Source organism: Sphaerisporangium sp. NPDC004334, assembly GCF_053602655.1.
Genome location: NZ_JBSGDZ010000002.1, coordinates 397384 through 413667, shown reverse-complemented (window position 1 = coordinate 413667; position 16284 = coordinate 397384). Strand labels below are relative to the sequence as shown.

The window sequence follows — 16284 nt, the reverse complement described above, 5'->3', positions numbered from 1 at the left end:
GGGGGGGCCTGCCCGGGGGCCCGGCTCGGCGGCCGTCCTCCGGCCCTCCGACCTGCCCGCCGGCGGGCGCCGTCACGGGCCCGCCGGCGGCGAAGCCTCACGGTGGGCACGGGGCACGGGGGCGCGGCAGGCGCGGCGAGAACGGCGGGCAGGGCGGCGGATCGGGGTGGCGATGAGGGCCGTGTGCGCCCCCGGGCGCCGCGCGAGCCGCTATGTTCTCCCTTGATGGCGCTAATTGATAGCCTCCGGCGTAAGCTGCACCATTAGCAACATGCGTCACACTCGGGAGGATGCGGTCAGCCGATGGACGCCGATTCAATGATCTGCCTGAGTGATCTCGTCCCGGCTCTGCGCTGGAGCCGGCCTCAGCAGATCGCCGAGGTGCTCGCCGACCCCCGGCTGCCGGGGGGATGGTGGGCGTCGGTCACCCTCAGCCGTGCCCTGGGCACGACCGGTGTCGAGTGGCTCTGCGACCGTCTCTCGCGGCTGGCCGTCAGCCGCTGGGACCACATGACGCTCACGGACGTGCTGCCGGCCCTGCAGGTCCACGCCGGCGACCCGGCGCTGCCCGGCTGGCCCGAGCCCGCCCGGTCGGCCGTCAGCGGCATGGGCGGCATCCAGCGCCTGCGCCGGCTCAGCGCCGCCGACCTACGCGTCCCCGCGGTCCCCGCCTCGCCCGAGGTGATCATCACCGCGCTGTTCCGCGAGGTCCTCGGCCGGGTGCCCGCCGTCTCGCCGCAGGTGCCGCCGCCCGCCGGCGCGCCGGGCGCGACGCACCCCGCCCAGCGCACCGGCCCCCACCCGGTGCAGCCAGGCCCGGTTCCCGGACAGCCCGGCGGGCCCCAGCAGGGCGTCCCGCAGCCCGGACAGCCGGGCCTTCCCCAGCAGGGCGTCCCCGGGCAGCCCGGCCTGGCCTCGCAAGGTGTCCCCGGGCAGCCGGTCTTCTCCTCACAGCCGGGGCAGCCGGGGCAGCCTGCCGTGCCGTACGCCGGTCATCCCACCGGGCCGCAGGGCCGGTCGGCCGGGCCGCGCCCGGGAGCTCCCGCCGGGCCCTTCCCCGGGAAGCACACCGGGCCGCACCCCACGGTGAACGGCGTGTCCCGCGCCCCGTACGCCGAACCTCCGGCGCCGCCCGCCCCCGCGACGCCTCCGCCGCCGCCGGTGTCGGACAACCCGCTGGTCCGGCTGGTGGACGCGGTGTTCCGCGAATGGACGCCCCTGGAGCGGGCCGTCGCGATAGAGCGGCTGTTCGCCGAGCAGCCGGTCAGCCTGCGCACGCTGGCCCACGAGCTGCACGTCGACCGCGACGTCCTCTCGCAGGCGCAGCGGGCCGCCGAGGAGCGGGTGCTGCAGTGGCTGCGCTCGCCGGAGTCCACGGCGGTGACCGGGCACCTGTTCCGGCTCACCGAATGGCTCGGCGTCGCCGCCACCGAGGAGCAGCTGATCGGGGCCGACCCGGCGCATCCGATCGAGGTCCCCTCGCTGGGCACGCCGCTGTGGCGGGTGCTGGTGGCGCTCATGCGCGACCGCCGCCTGCAGGACGGCTGGCTGGTCGTCGGCGACCTCGGCCGCCTGCGCGAGCGGACGGCGCAGATGCTCGGCGACAAGACCTCCGGCGAGGACGCCGTCGAGATGCTGGCCCAGGTCGGCATCCGCTCGCACTCGGCCCAGGCGTGGATCGAGGAGCTGCCCAAGGCGATGACGCGGGCGCCGGAGCCGATGGCCACCACGACCAACGGGTTCGCGCCGCTCCCCCGTCGCACTCCCGGGGCCAACGGCCACCAGATGCGCGGCGGCCTGCCCATCCCGTCGGTCGCCGACAACCTGCCCGACGCCCAGACGGCTCTGGCCGCGCTGACGGCGCTGTCCGGCCCGCCCCGGCCCCACCTGGTGCCCGAGCCGCGCGCGGCCACCCAGGCGCCGATTCCCGGTCCGGCGTCCGACCCGCGCCGCTGGCAGCGCATCGATGTGACCCCCGAGCACCTGCGCGGCGAGCCGGTGCCCGTGCCCGAGGGGTACGCCACCCAGCTCGGCATGCGCCCGGGCACGCTGCTGTCGGTCACCGGGCCCGGGGAGAACGCCGTGGTGCTGGTCTGGCGCGACCGCCAGCCGGTGTTCGACTCGCTCCAGCCGGTGCTGATGCGCCTCAACGCCCGGCCGGGCGACGCGGTGTACGTCACGGTGGAGGGTTACCGCCTGGACGCGCAGCTCACGTCCTGACCCGGCCGCCGGGCCGCCGCCGGGCCGCCGGCGGGCCCGTGAGCGGGCCCGCCCGGGAGCGGTCGCGCGTCAGGCCGGGCGGTCGGCCTTGAGCACCTTGCGGTAGTAGGTTCCCGCGGACTCGTACTCCAGTGCCGCGTAGAACTCCGGCGCCCGCCGGGTCGCCAGCGCGATGTACCCGGCGTCGCGGGAGCGCGCCCAGGTCTCGAACTCCTCCAGCAGCGCCCGGCCGAGCCCGCGCCGGCGGAAGCCGTGCTGGGTCATGGCCTCCTCCACCCAGGCCACGTGGCCGTTGGCGAACAGGGTGAGGTGCACGAAGCCGAGCAGGTACCCGCGCACCGTGCCGCCCACCGTCACGACCAGGAGCAGGGCGTCGGGGTTCTCCAGCAGGCGGGGGAAGGCCGCGTCGAACGCCGATCGCTGGGGACGGAAGGACATGGCGAACTCGCGGGTGAGCCCGAAGATCTCCTCGATGTCCTTCTTCTCAGCCCTTCGCACCAGGAGATCATCAGAAGTCATGAAAAGGACTTTAGGGAGTCGATGGCGGGTTCGTCCATTCGGCGGCCTTCCGCGGGCCCCGTGACGCTTGGCGCGAGAGTGCCGCGGGGGACCAAGGGGCGGGCCGGAATCGAGCCCGGGGGTGCCGGGGGCATCAGAACGCGCGGTCCTTGCCGGGCATGGCGTACCCGAGCTGCGCCGCCAGCTCGAGCTGGTCGAAGTAGAGCCGGTGACTGGCCACGGCGCCGTCCTCGATGGTGCACACCGAGCAGCAGCGGATGGCGATGGGGCGGCCGGTCGCCTCCGCCACCTCCCCTGCCGCCATGATCAGCGGCCCTTTGTGCGTGCCGGTGACCATGAACTCCAAAATGGTGCTCTCACCCGCCGTGACCAGCAAGGAGGGGGTCACCACGGAGTCAGGGAAGGCGCCGATCCAGTCGGCGTAGTAGGAGAAGATCTCGTCCAGCCCCTCGGCGATGCCTCCCGGCGCGACGGTGACCGCACGGGGCGCGTAGCACCGCGTGATCGCCTCGACGTCGTGGCTGTTGTAGGCCTCAGTCAGCCGAATCATGATTTCACTGGCCTCGGACATCGGGACGGACCTTTCTCGCGGCAGGGGCCGACGAAGGCGGCACGCGGCGGCGCGACAGGCTCGGCGAGCCGGCCGGACGCACCCCCCGATGCCCCCATGTTGCACGATAGCGCAGGTCACAGCGCGGACACCCCTCGCAGATCAGGCCTTGACCCGCGATCTGCCCCCTACGCGGGCATGCCGAGCTGCCGGGCGATCAGCATGCGCTGGACCTCGCTGGTGCCCTCGCCGATCTCCAGGATCTTGGCGTCGCGGTAGAAGCGCCCGACCGGGAACTCGTTCATGAATCCGTACCCGCCGAAGATCTGGGTGGCGTCGCGGGCGTTGTCCATGGCGGCGTTGGAGCTCACCAGCTTGGCGATCGCCGCCTCCTTCTTGAACGGCTCGCCCGCCAGCATCTTCTCGGCGGCGTGGTAGTAGGCCAGGCGGGCGGTGTGCGCGCGCACCTCCATGTCGGCGACCTTGAACTGGATGGCCTGGTAGCGCCCGATCTCCTGCCCGAAGGCCCGCCGCTCCTTCACATAGCGCAGGCATTCGTCGACGCAGCCCTGCGCCAGGCCCACCGACAGCGCGGCGATGGCGACGCGGCCCTCGTCCAGGGTTTGCAGGAACTGCGCGTATCCCCGCCCGCGCTCGCCGAGCAGGTTGGCCTCGGGCACCCGGCAGTCGGCGAAGGACAGCTCCCTGGTGTCGGAGGCCGACCAGCCGACCTTGGAGTACTTCTTGGACACCGCGAACCCCGGGGTGCCGGAGGGGACGATGACGGTGCTGATCTCCGGCGCCGGGCTCCCGTCGGCCCGCTCGCGCCGGCCGGTGATCGCCGCCACGGCGACGAACCCGGTGATGTCGGTGCCGGAGTTGGTGATGAACGCCTTGGAGCCGTTGACCACCCATTCGCCGGCGTCCAGCGCGGCGGTCGTGCGCATGCCGCCCGGCACGTCGGAGCCGCCGCCCGGCTCGGTCAGGCCGAAGGCGCCGAGCGTCTCGCCGGAGGTCAGCCGGGGCAGCCACTCCTGCTTCTGGGCGGCGGTGCCGAACCGGTAGACGGGCATGGTCCCCAGGGAGACCGCGGCCTCCAGGGTGATGGCCACCGAGGAGTCGACGCGGGCCAGCTCCTCAAGGGCCAGGCACAGCGCGAAGTAGTCGCCGCCCATGCCGCCGTACTCCTCGGGGATCGGCAGCCCGAACAGTCCCATACGCCCCATCTGGGCGACGATGTCGTACGGGAAGGCGCAGCGCTCGTAGTAGTCGGCGATGACGGGGGCGACCACGTCCCGGGAGAACTCCTCGACGCTCTTGCGCAGCGCCTCGTACTCGTCGGTGAGCCGGTGCATGCTCTTCACTCCTGTTCTGGGGCCGGCGGCCCGGGGGGTCTCCCCGTGGCCGGCTCGGAGGGTCGCTCCGCCGGGGGTCCGGCGGCCTGGCCGGCCTCCGGCGCGCCGGCCCGCGTGGTGGCGGGCGCGGCTGCCAGGGCCTGGACGACTCGGGAGGGGCTCGGGCGGCCGAGCTCCCCGGCCAGCCACGCGCTGGTCTCCACCAGCGAGGCGAGGTCGACGCCGGTCTCGACGCCGAGGCCGGACAGCATCCAGACCAGGTCCTCGGTGGCCAGGTTGCCGGTGGCGCTCTCCGCGTACGGGCAGCCGCCGATGCCGCCGGCCGAGGCGTCCACGACGCTCACCCCGGCGCGCAGCGCGGCCAGGGTGTTGGCCAGGGCCTGGCCGTAGGTGTCGTGGAAGTGCACGGCGAGCCGCTCGGGGCCGACGCCCGCGTCGGCGAAGGCGCGCAGCAGGGCGCTGACGTGGCCGGGGGTGCCGACGCCGATGGTGTCGCCGAGGGACAGTCGCGTGCAGCCCAGTTCGAGCAGCCGCCGGCCGTGCCGCACGACCTGCTCGATCGGCACCGGTCCCTCCCACGGGTCGCCGAAGCACATCGACAGGTAGGCGCGGACGTCCAGCCCGCCGGCGCGGGCGCGCTCGACCACGGGGGCGAACATCGCCATCGACTCCTCCACGCTCCGGTTGAGGTTGCGCCGGGCGAAGGACTCGGTGGCGCTGCCGAAGACGGCGATGTCGGTGACGCCGAGGGCGAGGGCGCGGTCCAGGCCGCGCTCGTTGGGCACCAGCACCGGGTACCGGACGCCGGGCTCGCGCCGGAGGCGTCCGAGCAGCTCCTCGGCGTCGGCGAGCTGGGGCACCCACTTGGGGTGGACGAAGCTGGTGGTCTCGATGGTGGTCAGACCGGCCCGGGCGAGCCGGGCGACGAACTCGGCCTTGGTCGCGGCCGGCAGGACGGTGTTCTCGTTCTGCAGGCCGTCCCTGGGCCCGACCTCGTAGATCGTCACCCGGGCGGGCAGTCCCTCCATGGGCGCCCGGAACGGTGCGCGCATCATGATCCCTCCTCGGCGGCCGAGACGCCCGCCGGCTCGGACGCTGGCCGCGCCCCGGTCGCCCGATCGCCTCCCGGGTCCGTGAGCGCCGGATCGCTCCCCGGCTCGGCGGGCGCGGGGCGGATGACGGCGAGGACCGCGTCCATGTCGACCGGGCGGCCGGCGCGCACGGCGAGTTCGGCGACGATCCCGTCGGCGGGGGCGGTGACGGTGTGCTCCATCTTCATCGCCTCGACGATCAGGAGCGGCTGCCCCTCGGTGACCTGCTCGCCGGGGACGACCTTGACCAGCAGGACGGTGCCCGGCATGGGGCTGCGCACCACCCCGTCGCCCGCGCCGCCCGGCCCGGCGCCGGCGCCGCGCTCCCCCGCCTCGTGCGGCGTGAGCGCCCAGGACCGGCCGTCGCGGCCGAGCCAGACGACGCCGCCGTCGAGAGCGCAGGCGAAGCGGGAGGTCACGCCGTCCACGGTCACCTGGACGGCGTCGCCGTCCCGCGCGAGCCGCGCGCCCACGGCCGGGCCGTCCGCGACGGCGACCTCGCACCCGCGGGCGGGCAGGCCGCGTACGCGGACGGCGGCCGTCTCGCCGCGCGCCGCGAGCAGCCAGGTGGTCCAGGCCGGCTCGCCGACGCGCCAGCCGTCGGGCACCTCCCACGGGTCGTCCCCGGCGCGCCGGGCCAGCTCGTCGTGCAGCACCAGGGCGGCCGCGGCGAGCACCTCGCCCGGCAGCGCGCCGCCCGGCACGCGGCCCCCGGCGGCGTCGAGGAGGGCGCCGAGCCGCTGGTCGATCAGCCCGGTGCTCAGGCGGCCCGCGGCGACGTCGGGGTCGGCGAGCAGGGCGCGCAGGAAGGCGATGTTGGTGGTGACGCCGAGGACGGTGGTCGCGCGCAGGGCCGCGTCCAGCCGCCGCAGCGCCTCTCCCCGGTCCGGCGCCCAGGCGATGATCTTGGAGAGCATCGGGTCGTAGTCGCTGCCGACGACCGTGCCGGGCCGAAGACCGGAGTCCACGCGCACGTCGGGCCGGTCGCCCGGCTCGGCGAGGGCGAGAACCGTGCCGCCGGTGGGCAGGAAGTCGCGGGCGGGGTCCTCGGCGTACACGCGGGCCTCGACGGCGTGGCCGCGCAGCCGCACCTCCTCCTGGGTGAACGGCAGCGGCTCGCCGGCGGCGACGCGCAGTTGCAACTCGACCAGGTCCAGGCCGGTGACCAGCTCGGTGACCGGGTGCTCCACCTGCAGGCGGGTGTTCATCTCGATGAAGTAGGCCGGGTGCCCCGGCTCGTCGCCGGCGACGATGAACTCGACGGTGCCGGCGCCGACGTATCCGACCGAGCGGGCGGCGCGGACGGCGTCCTCGCCCATCCTGCGCCGGGTCTCCTCCTCCAGCAGGGGGGACGGCGCCTCCTCGATGATCTTCTGGTGGCGGCGTTGCAGGCTGCATTCGCGCTCGCCGAGGTGGACCACGTTGCCGTGCGCGTCGGCGAGCACCTGGATCTCGATGTGCCGGGGCCCGGCGATGTACCGCTCGACGAGCAGGGTGGCGTCGCCGAACGCGGCGGCGGCCGTGCGGCGGGCCGATTCCAGGGCCTGCGGCAGCTCCGCGGCCGAGCGGGCGACCAGCATGCCCTTGCCGCCGCCGCCCGCCGACGGCTTGACCAGCACGGGGAAGCCGATGCGCAGGGCGGCCTCGGTCAGGTCGTCCGGCTCGGCGCCGCCCGGGACGACGGGGACCCCGGCGGCGGCCACCGTGGCCTTGGCCCTGATCTTGTCGCCCATGGCCTCGACGGCCTCGGCGGGCGGGCCGACGAAGACGACGCCCTCCTCGGCGCAGCGCCGGGCGAAGGCGGTGCTCTCGGCGAGGAACCCGTAGCCGGGGTGCACCGCCTGCGCGCCGGTGCGCCCGGCCGCCGCCAGGACCTCCTCGACGGCGAGGTAGCCCGAGGGCAGGCGGACGGCGGCGTCGGCGGCGCGGACGTGCGGGGCGCCCGCGTCGGCGTCGCTGTACACCGCCACCGACCGCACGCCGAGCCGGCGCAGCGTCCGGATGACGCGCAGCGCGATCTCGCCGCGGTTGGCGACCAGAACGGTGTCGAACATCGAGGTCATGGTCACATCCGGAAGACGCCGTAGCCGATGGGGTCGAGGGGGGCGTTGGACGCCGCCGAGAGGGCCAGCCCGAGGACGGTGCGGGTGTCGGCCGGGTCGATCACGCCGTCGTCCCACAGGCGCGCGGTGGAGTAGTAGGGGTTGCCCTGCTCCTCGTACCGCTCGCGGATCGCCCGCTTGAACTCCGCCTCCTCGCCGGCGTCGCCGCCGGGCCGGACGGTCGCCAGGACGTTGGCCGCCTGTTCGCCGCCCATGACCGAGATGCGGGCGTTCGGCCACATCCACAGGAAGCGCGGCCCGTAGGCCCGGCCGGCCATCGCGTAGTTGCCGGCGCCGAAGGACCCGCCGATGACCACGGTGAACTTCGGCACCCGGGCGCAGGAGACGGCGGTGACCATCTTGGCGCCGTGCTTGGCGATGCCGCCGTGCTCGTAGGCCTTGCCGACCATGAAGCCGCTGATGTTCTGCAGGAACACCAGCGGGATGGCGCGCTGGTCGCACAGCTCGATGAAGTGGGCGCCCTTGAGCGCCGACTCGGCGAACAGGATGCCGTTGTTGGCCACGATGCCCACCGGGTGGCCGTGGACGTGCGCGAAGCCGGTGACCAGCGTGGGGCCGTACTCGGCCTTGAACTCGAGGAACCGGCTGCCGTCGACGACGCGGGCGATCACCTCGCGGACGTCGTAGGGGGTGCGGGTGTCGGCGGGCACGATGCCGTAGAGGTCGCGGGGGTCGTGCGCCGGCTCCTCCGCCCGCTCCCGCTCCCAGGGGGCCGGGCCGGCCGGGCGCAGGGTGGCGACGATGTCGCGGACGATGGCGAGCGCGTGGGAGTCGTCGTCGGCGAGGTGGTCGGTGACCCCGCTGACCCGGGAGTGCACCTCGCCGCCGCCGAGCTCCTCGGCGGTGACCTCCTCGCCGGTGGCGGCCTTCACCAGCGGCGGCCCGCCGAGGAAGATCGTTCCCTGGCCGCGCACGATGACGGCCTCGTCGCTCATGGCCGGAACGTACGCGCCGCCGGCGGTGCAGGAGCCGAGGACGGCGGCGATCTGCGGGATGCCGCGCCGGGACATGGTCGCCTGGTTGTAGAAGATGCGCCCGAAGTGCTCGCGGTCGGGGAACACCTCGTCCTGCAGGGGCAGGAACGCGCCGCCGGAGTCGACGAGGTAGACGCACGGCAGGTGGTTGTGGAGGGCGACCTCCTGGGCGCGCAGGTGCTTCTTGACGGTGATCGGGTAGTAGGTGCCGCCCTTGACGGTGGCGTCGTTGGCGACGATCACGCACTCGCGGCCGGAGACCCGTCCGACGCCGGTGATGATGCCCGCCGCCGGCGCCTCGTCTCCGTACAGGCCGGTGGCGGCGAGCGGGGACAGCTCCAGGAAGCGGGAGCCGGGGTCGAGCAGCGTGCCGACGCGGTCGCGCGGCAGCAGCTTCCCGCGCTCGACGTGCCGGGCCCGGGACCGCTCGGGACCGCCCAGGGCCGCGACGGCCAGGCGCTCGCGCAGCTCGGCGGCCAGTCGCTCGTTGACCTCCGCGTTGCGCTTGAACTCCTCGCCGCCCGGACCCGCCGTCGTCCGGAGCACAGGGGCCATGGTCGCACGCACCTCCCTGGGTTAACGTCCGCTAACACCGCCTCGGATGTTAGTCACCATTAACTGATTCGTCTACCATTGCGCTTTATGACCGCTGTGCCGAGTCCTACCCGCGTTCCGAGCCCTCGCCGCAGGGAAATCCTCGACGCGGCGGCCGCGCTCTTCGCGGCCCGGGGCTTCCACGGGGTGTCGATCGAGGAGATCGGCGGGGCGGTCGGCATCTCGGGGCCGGCGCTCTACCGCCACTTCAGCGGCAAGGAGTCGCTGCTGGCCGAGATGCTGCTGGACATCAGCGAGCGGCTGCGCACCTCGGCCGTGGAACGCGCCACCCGGGCCGCCGACGGGCGAGAGGCCCTGGACGCCCTGCTCAGCGGGCAGATCGAGTTCGCGCTCGACCATCCGGCGCTGATCACCGTGCACGACCGCGAGCTCGGCAACGTCCCCGAGCCCGAAAGGCGCCGCATCCGGCGGCTGCAGCGGCTCTACGTCGAGGAGTGGGTGACGGTGCTGAGCGAGCTGTACCCCCGGGTGCCGCCGCCGCGGCTGCGCGCAGCCACGCACGCGGTGTTCGGGCTGCTGAACTCCACCCCGCACAGCGCCGGGGAACTGCCCCGCGACGCCATGGCCGCCCTCCTGCACGACATGGCCCGCGCCGCCCTGGCCGGCCTCGTTAACGGGCGCTAACTCCCACCCGGCCGGCGGTCCCGCCTCGCCGCCATACGCCCGCCCTACACGGCGCGTCGTAACCTCCCCCATGTCCGAATTAGGGCTTGTCTCGTCAACTATCTAGATATATCGTTAACATATCTCGATAGTTGGAAGATCGGTGAGATGGACGCTTGGAACTTCGCGGGTTCCCGGAGCCTGCCCGACGGGCCGCACTTCCCGCCGCGGGTGCGGCGCGGCGACGTACGGGCCGCCCTGCTGTCCCTGCTGGGCGAGGGGGCCCGAAACGGGTACCAGATGATCCAGGAGATCCAGCACCGCAGCCAGGGAGTCTGGCGGCCGAGCCCCGGATCGGTGTACCCCGCCCTGCAGCAGCTGGAGGACGAGGGGCTGATCACCGGCGAGGAGTCCGGCGGCAGCCGCACCTACGCCCTGACCGAGGACGGACGCCGGCACCTTTCCGCCCGCGCTCTCGGCGATCCCTGGTCGGAGGTGGCGCGGACGCTGCCCGAGGACATGATGGAACTGCGGATGCTGTGGGGGCGGCTCGGCGAGGCGTTCGGCCAGCTCGCCCAGGTCGCCAGCCCCCGGCAGGTGGCGGCGGCGCGCGAGCTGCTCAAGAGCACCAGGCGGTCGGTGTTCGCGATCCTCGCCGACGACGGTGACGAGGAGGAGACGGAACGATGACGACAAGCGAGGAGCCCGCCGTCGCCGTACGCGGGCTGCGCAAGAGTTACGGCGACTTCGAGGCCGTGAAGGGCGTCGACTTCGAGGTGCGGCCCGGCGAGGTGTTCGGGTTCCTCGGGCCGAACGGCGCCGGCAAGACCACCACGATCAGCATGCTGTGCACGCTGGCCCGCCCGACCGGCGGACAGGCGTCGGTGGCCGGGCACGACGTGGTCAGGGAGCGCGACGAGGTCCGGCGCAACATCGGGCTGGTCTTCCAGGACCCGACGCTGGACGGCTACCTGACGGCCGAGCAGAACCTGCGCTTCCACGCCGAGCTGTACGGGGTGCCGCGCGAGGCGGTCGCCGAGCGCATCAGGCAGGTCATGGAGATGGTCGCGCTCTGGGACCGCAAGGACGCCAAGGTCAACACCTTCTCCGGCGGCATGAAGCGCCGCCTGGAGATCGCCCGCGGCCTGCTGCACTCCCCCCGGGTGCTGTTCCTGGACGAGCCGACCGTCGGGCTTGACCCGCAGACCCGCTCGGCCATCTGGGGCTACATCAACCGGCTGCGGCGCACCGAGGACATCACCATTTTCATGACCACGCACTACATGGACGAGGCGGAGTACTGCGACCGCATCGCGATCATCGACCACGGCGAGATCGTCGTGGTCGACTCCCCCGAGGCGCTCAAGGCCAGCGTCGGCAAGGACCGCGTCCAGATCCACACCGCCGACGACGAGCTCGCGATCACCTCGCTCAAGGAGCGCTTCGAGCTGGACGCCGCCCTGCGGGAGGGCGTGGTGACCTTCGCCGTCGCCTCCGGCGAGGCGTTCGTGCCCCGCCTGTTCGCCGAGCTGGGCGTGCCGATCCGCTCGGTCAACGTGTCGCGGCCCTCGCTCGACGACGTCTTCATGAACTACACCGGCTCCACGATCCGCGACGCCGAGGCCGAGGGCGGCGGCGCTTCGACGTGGATGCGCGCGATGGCGAGGAGGTAACCGATGACCACAGGCGTCACCGCTCCCGGAGTGGTCCGCGTGCGCGTCCCCGGACGCAGCGTGCGGCACGACCTGCGCGCGGTCAGGATCGTCCTGCACCGCGAGATGCTGCGGTTCGTCAACGACCGCACCCGCATGGTGTCCACGCTCGTGCAGCCCGTGCTGTGGCTGTTCGTCATGGGCACCGGCCTCAGCACGCTGGTCTCGCGGGGACCGGGCGAAGGGGTCGACTTCTGCACCTTCATCTACCCCGGCGTGATCGCGATGACGGTGATCACGACGGCGATGTTCTCGGCCGGTTCCATCGTGTGGGACCGCGAGTTCGGCTTCCTGCGCGAGATGCTGGTCGCCCCGGTGAGCCGCGCGTCCATCGTGATCGGCAAGTGCCTGGGCGGCGGCATCGTGGCGACCGCGCAGGGCGTCATCATCCTGGCCCTCGCGGGCCTGGTGCACGTCCCCTACTCCCCCGCGCTGATCCTCACCCTGCTCGGCGAGATGTTCCTGGCCTCCTTCACCATCACCGCGTTCGGCGTGAGCCTGGCCGCCCGGATGAAAAATATGCAGTCGTTTTTTGGGATCATGCAGATGGCGATCATGCCGATGATCTTCCTGTCCGGCGCGATGTTCCCTCTCGCCAACCTGCCGGCGTGGCTGGCCGTGCTCACCAAGATCAACCCGTTGACGTACGCGGTCGACCCGATGCGCCACGCCGTCTTCAGCCACCTGAACGTGAGCCCCCGGGCCGTCGAGGCGCTCAACCCCGGCGTCCACTGGTTCGGCTGGCGGGTCACCACCGGAGTCGAGCTCGCGATCGTCGCGCTGATGGGCGTCGCGCTGCTCGGCGTCGCCATCGCCCAGTTCCGCCGCACGGACTGATCTCACGGACCGACCGCACGGACCGACCGCGCGGATCGACCGCACGCACTCCGGGCGGCAGGCGGGACGCGGACGGCCCGGGAGCAGGGCTCCCGGGCCGTCGTCATCTCAGATGATCGCCGTCTCCCGGCGATCGCCGTCGCGGGCGATCACCGTTTCCGGCGATCGCCCCGACCGCTGGTGCTACCGCTTCACCTTCACGTAGTCGGCCTTGCTGGTCGACGACTTGGTGTCATCGCCGCCCTTGAAGACGACCTTCCAGTAGCCGGAGTGCCAGGCCTTCACCTTGGTTGAGAAGGCGCCGGCGCCGTTGGTGCCGACCGTCTTGACGTACTCCCACTTGGAGTGGTGGGCCCGCTTGAAGTACAGCGCGACCTTCGTGTGGTCATAAGCCGTCCAGTGGTCGCCGTCCCAGACCTGCAGCGTGCCCCGGTTGGTGAGGTACCTGCCGTACTTCACCGGCTCGGGCGAGGCGTTGAAGCGGACGACCCGCGTGGCGGCCGGCTTGACGACCTTGTGCACCGTGACGTGCTCGGGACGGCTGCTCGTCCCCCGAACGCCGGGGGCGCCGTCGAACGCGGCGCGGAACCAGCCCGACTCGACCGCCTCCGTGCTGATCCAGAACCGGCCGCCGCGGTCGGTCCAGTCGTGCCCGACGACCTTCCAGCGGCGGGAGCCGTCGGCCTTGAACAGCAGGTCGACCTTCTTGCCCCGGGAGCCGTCCCAGCCGCTCGCACGCTCGACCGACAGGCGCCCGCGGGCCACCAGCCGGTCACCCTCGTCGGCCAGGTCGGGGCCGATGCGGAAGTCCGAGAGGTGGGTGTGCCAGATCTGCAGGACGCGGAAGCTCTCGCTCGCCGTCCCGGTTCCGACGACGCTGGTCGCCTTGGCCGTGACGCTCCACCTGCCGGAGGCGTCCGACCGGGTGAACGTGCGGGTGCCCTGCCACTTCTGCTTGCCGTCGCTGTCGCCGACCTTCTTGGCCTCGACGTCGACGGTCGACCCGTCGGGCCGCTTCAGCGTGAAGCCGCCCGTGGTGGCCCCGTCGACCAGGAAGCTGAAGGTCACCGCCTTTCCGTCCTTGTCGTACACGACGACCGTGCTCGGGCTCACGTCCACCGAGGTCACGGTGGGCGCGGCCTGTGCCGTCGCCGAGGCCGGCGTGGACACCAGAGCGAGGGCTCCGGCGCCCAACGCCATCGTCACGACGATGGCGCGGATGCGTTGTAACACGGGGATCCGTCCTTCCCGTTGCCTTAACGCGGCTTGAGGGTGCCACGTCATTTCCTCTAGGTAGACGGCCGGGAGGTGGCAGTGGTTGGTCGATCTGACAAACTGTCAGTAATACCGGTCAAATGGACCGATCCACTCGGACACCGGACCAGTCTCGGCAAGCCACGGGACGCGGCCCGGTTCATGGCGACATAATCGGCCTTGTGGCCCGCGACACAGTAGAGACGCACTTCATCGAGTCGGTCGCCGCGATGGTCCCCGGGAACCGCCGCGATCCGGGCCTGCCCGTGCGGGCCGGCACGACGCTCACCGGCGCCGTGTGCCGCGACCTGTTCGAGATCCAGCTCGCCAGCCGGATGCTGGACATCGCCGCCCGCTGGCTCCGCGAGCAGGGCGAGGGCTTCTACACCATCGGCTCCGCCGGGCACGAGGGCAACGCCGCGGTCGCGGCGGCCCTGCGCGTCACCGACCCCGCGCTGCTGCACTACCGCTCCGGGGCGTTCTACCTCACCCGGTCCGCGCAGGCCGGCCGCCTGGCCGAAGAAGGGCTGCGCGACGTGCTGCTCGGGCTGACCGCCGCCGCCGAGGAGCCCATCGCCGGCGGGCGCCACAAGGTGTTCGGCCACCCCGGCCTGGCCGTCATCCCCCAGACCTCGACCATCGCCAGCCACCTGCCCCGGGCGGTCGGCGTGGCCTTCGCCATCGAACGGGCCCGCAAGCTCGGCGTCGCCGGCTCCCCCTGGCCCGCCGGGTCGGTCGCGGTGTGCAGCTTCGGCGACGCCTCCGCCAACCACGCCAGCGCCCTGACCGGGTTCAACACCGCCGCGTACTGCGCCTACCAGGGGCTGCCGCTGCCCATCCTGTTCGTCTGCGAGGACAACGGCATCGGCATCAGCGTCCGCACCCCCGGCGGCTGGGTCGAGGCGGCCGGCCACCCGCTGATTCCGCGCTTCACCGCCGACGGCTGCGACCTGCCGGACGCCTACGACGCCGCCCGGCAGGCCGTCGAGCACGTGCGCGCCCACCGGTCCCCGGCCTACCTGCACCTTCGCACCGTGCGCCTGATGGGGCACGCCGGCTCCGACGTCGAGTCCGCCTACCGCACGCCCCGCGAGCTCGCCGCCGACCTCGCCCGCGACCCGCTGGTCGCCACCGCGCGACTGCTGGTGCAGGCCGGTCTGGCCACGCCCGACGACCTGGCCGCGCGCTACGAGTCGCTGCGCGAGCACGTGCTGAAACTCGCCCTCGAATGCACCCGCAGGCCCCGGCTGGGCTCCGCGCACGAGGTGATGGAGCCGCTCGCGCCCCGCCACCCCGCCCAGGTGGCGGCCGGGGCGGCGCGGCCCGCCGCCGACCGCGGGCCCCTGTTCGGCGACACCCCGCCCGAGCGCGAGGGCCCGCTGACGCTCGCCCAGGCCATCAACCGCACGCTCGCCGACCTGATGGGCGCCCACCCCGAGGTCATGCTGTTCGGCGAGGACATCGCCCGCAAGGGAGGGGTGTACGGGGTGACGCGGGGGCTGCTCAAGCGGTTCGGCGCGGGCCGGGTGTTCGACACCCTGCTCGACGAGCAGTCCATCCTCGGGCTGGCCCTGGGCTCGGCGACCTCCGGGCTGCTGCCCATCCCCGAGATCCAGTACCTGGCCTACCTGCACAACGCGCTGGACCAGTTGCGGGGCGAGGCGGCCACGCTGCGGTTCTTCTCCCAGGGGGCCTACCGCAACCCGATGGTCGTGCGCGTCGCCGGGTACTCCTACCAGAAGGGGTTCGGCGGCCACTTCCACAACGACAACTCCGTCGCGGCGCTGCGCGACATCCCGGGCCTGGTCGTCGCCTCGCCCGCCCGGCCGGACGACGCGGCGGCGATGCTGCGCACCTGCGTCGCCGCGGCCCTGGCCGACGGCGAGGTGTCGGTGTTCCTCGAGCCGATCGCGCTGTACAACACCCGCGACCTGATGGACGACGGCGACAACGGCTGGCTGTCGGCGTACGTCCCGCCCTCGCGGTGGGCCGAGACCCACGTGCCGATCGGGCGGGGCCGCTCCTACGGCGACGGCCGCGACCTCACCATCGTGACCTTCGGCAACGGCCTGCGCATGAGCCTGCGCGTGGCGATCCGGCTCACCGCCGAGGGGTACGGCTGCCGCGTGCTCGACCTGCGGTGGCTGTCGCCGCTGCCGGTGGAGGACCTGCTGCGCGCGGCCGACCTGACCGGCAGGGTGCTGATCGCCGACGAGACGCGCGCTTCGGGCGGGGTCTCCGAAGGGGTGCTCGCCGCGCTCGCCGACGCCGGCTACACCGGCCGGGTCGCCCGGGTGACCTCGCGGGACAGTTTCGTCCCGCTCGGCGACGCCGCCGCCCACGTGCTGCTGTCCGAGCACGACATCGAAGGCGCCGCCCGCAAGCTCCTCGGCTGACGACCGCGCCGCGGGGACATGGCGCTCCGCCGGCG

At 73.1% G+C, this 16284-nt stretch carries 13 protein-coding genes; 6 read left to right on the top strand and 7 right to left on the bottom strand.

The genetic code is table 11. From position 1 onward, the window contains the following. The first annotated feature begins 303 nt into the window (after positions 1 to 303). Positions 304 to 2220 carry a hypothetical protein gene (locus ACWEN6_RS03650; protein ID WP_452568786.1) on the top strand — a complete coding sequence of 639 codons (1917 nt, stop codon included), beginning with the start codon at positions 304 to 306 and terminating at the stop codon, positions 2218 to 2220. Between the two features lie 69 nt (positions 2221 to 2289). Here ACWEN6_RS03650 and ACWEN6_RS03645 read toward each other — a convergent pair whose 3' ends face one another. The 6 genes from ACWEN6_RS03645 to ACWEN6_RS03620 all read right to left on the bottom strand — a co-directional run bounded on the left by ACWEN6_RS03645 (position 2290) and on the right by ACWEN6_RS03620 (position 9387). After that, positions 2290 to 2739, bottom strand: coding sequence for a GNAT family N-acetyltransferase (locus ACWEN6_RS03645; protein WP_354839439.1), 450 nt, complete (start codon positions 2737 to 2739; stop codon positions 2290 to 2292). A gap of 133 nt (positions 2740 to 2872) precedes the next feature. Continuing rightward, entirely contained in the window at positions 2873 to 3289 is a 417-nt protein-coding gene (locus ACWEN6_RS03640) for an ester cyclase (protein ID WP_354839437.1), read from the bottom strand. Positions 3290 to 3477: 188 nt separating this feature from the next. Then, a complete protein-coding gene (locus ACWEN6_RS03635) occupies positions 3478 to 4644 on the bottom strand; it encodes an acyl-CoA dehydrogenase family protein (RefSeq protein ID WP_452568785.1) in 1167 nt (388 codons plus the stop codon). Between the two features lie 5 nt (positions 4645 to 4649). Further along, positions 4650 to 5699 carry a hydroxymethylglutaryl-CoA lyase gene (locus tag ACWEN6_RS03630; RefSeq protein ID WP_452568784.1) on the bottom strand — a complete coding sequence of 350 codons (1050 nt, stop codon included), beginning with the start codon at positions 5697 to 5699 and terminating at the stop codon, positions 4650 to 4652. Continuing rightward, on the bottom strand, positions 5696 to 7789 hold the full coding sequence (locus tag ACWEN6_RS03625) for an acetyl/propionyl/methylcrotonyl-CoA carboxylase subunit alpha (protein ID WP_452568783.1): 2094 nt from the start codon (positions 7787 to 7789) through the stop codon (positions 5696 to 5698). The genes ACWEN6_RS03630 and ACWEN6_RS03625 overlap by 4 nt, the downstream gene beginning before the upstream one ends. Positions 7790 to 7800: 11 nt before the next feature. Next, positions 7801 to 9387, bottom strand: coding sequence for a carboxyl transferase domain-containing protein (locus tag ACWEN6_RS03620; protein ID WP_354927078.1), 1587 nt, complete (start codon positions 9385 to 9387; stop codon positions 7801 to 7803). Positions 9388 to 9474: 87 nt separating this feature from the next. Between ACWEN6_RS03620 and ACWEN6_RS03615 the strand changes: the two genes are divergently transcribed. The 4 genes from ACWEN6_RS03615 (at position 9475) to ACWEN6_RS03600 (ending at position 12599) form a co-directional block, all read left to right on the top strand. Next, complete coding sequence (locus ACWEN6_RS03615; RefSeq protein WP_354839422.1) at positions 9475 to 10071, top strand: SACE_7040 family transcriptional regulator; 597 nt, start codon at positions 9475 to 9477, stop codon at positions 10069 to 10071. Between the two features lie 147 nt (positions 10072 to 10218). Further along, the gene (locus ACWEN6_RS03610) at positions 10219 to 10740 is read left to right on the top strand and encodes a PadR family transcriptional regulator (protein ID WP_452568782.1); all 522 of its coding nucleotides are present in this window, start codon (positions 10219 to 10221) and stop codon (positions 10738 to 10740) included. Beyond that, entirely contained in the window at positions 10737 to 11723 is a 987-nt protein-coding gene (locus ACWEN6_RS03605) for an ATP-binding cassette domain-containing protein (RefSeq protein ID WP_354839417.1), read from the top strand. Before ACWEN6_RS03610 ends, ACWEN6_RS03605 begins: the two co-directional genes overlap by 4 nt. Before the next feature lie 3 nt (positions 11724 to 11726). Beyond that, positions 11727 to 12599 (top strand): ABC transporter permease, encoded by an 873-nt coding sequence (locus ACWEN6_RS03600; RefSeq protein ID WP_452568781.1) that lies wholly within the window; start codon positions 11727 to 11729, stop codon positions 12597 to 12599. A gap of 183 nt (positions 12600 to 12782) precedes the next feature. Here the strand turns inward: ACWEN6_RS03600 and ACWEN6_RS03595 are convergent, their stop codons facing one another. Further along, positions 12783 to 13832: a hypothetical protein gene (locus ACWEN6_RS03595; protein WP_452568780.1), complete on the bottom strand. Its 1050-nt coding sequence runs from the start codon at positions 13830 to 13832 to the stop codon at positions 12783 to 12785. A 203-nt stretch (positions 13833 to 14035) separates the two neighbouring features. Here ACWEN6_RS03595 and ACWEN6_RS03590 point away from each other — a divergent pair, with 203 nt between their 5' ends. After that, positions 14036 to 16249 (top strand): thiamine pyrophosphate-dependent enzyme, encoded by a 2214-nt coding sequence (locus ACWEN6_RS03590; protein ID WP_452568779.1) that lies wholly within the window; start codon positions 14036 to 14038, stop codon positions 16247 to 16249. The last annotated feature ends 35 nt before the right edge of the window (positions 16250 to 16284 follow it).

Coding starts and splice junctions, on each gene's coding strand:
- ACWEN6_RS03650 (WP_452568786.1), top strand. CDS start 304: ATGGACGCCGATTCAATGATCTGCCTGAGTGATCTCGTCCCGGCTCTG.
- ACWEN6_RS03645 (WP_354839439.1), bottom strand. CDS start 2,739: ATGACTTCTGATGATCTCCTGGTGCGAAGGGCTGAGAAGAAGGACATC.
- ACWEN6_RS03640 (WP_354839437.1), bottom strand. CDS start 3,289: ATGATTCGGCTGACTGAGGCCTACAACAGCCACGACGTCGAGGCGATC.
- ACWEN6_RS03635 (WP_452568785.1), bottom strand. CDS start 4,644: ATGCACCGGCTCACCGACGAGTACGAGGCGCTGCGCAAGAGCGTCGAG.
- ACWEN6_RS03630 (WP_452568784.1), bottom strand. CDS start 5,699: ATGATGCGCGCACCGTTCCGGGCGCCCATGGAGGGACTGCCCGCCCGG.
- ACWEN6_RS03625 (WP_452568783.1), bottom strand. CDS start 7,789: ATGTTCGACACCGTTCTGGTCGCCAACCGCGGCGAGATCGCGCTGCGC.
- ACWEN6_RS03620 (WP_354927078.1), bottom strand. CDS start 9,387: ATGGCCCCTGTGCTCCGGACGACGGCGGGTCCGGGCGGCGAGGAGTTC.
- ACWEN6_RS03615 (WP_354839422.1), top strand. CDS start 9,475: ATGACCGCTGTGCCGAGTCCTACCCGCGTTCCGAGCCCTCGCCGCAGG.
- ACWEN6_RS03610 (WP_452568782.1), top strand. CDS start 10,219: ATGGACGCTTGGAACTTCGCGGGTTCCCGGAGCCTGCCCGACGGGCCG.
- ACWEN6_RS03605 (WP_354839417.1), top strand. CDS start 10,737: ATGACGACAAGCGAGGAGCCCGCCGTCGCCGTACGCGGGCTGCGCAAG.
- ACWEN6_RS03600 (WP_452568781.1), top strand. CDS start 11,727: ATGACCACAGGCGTCACCGCTCCCGGAGTGGTCCGCGTGCGCGTCCCC.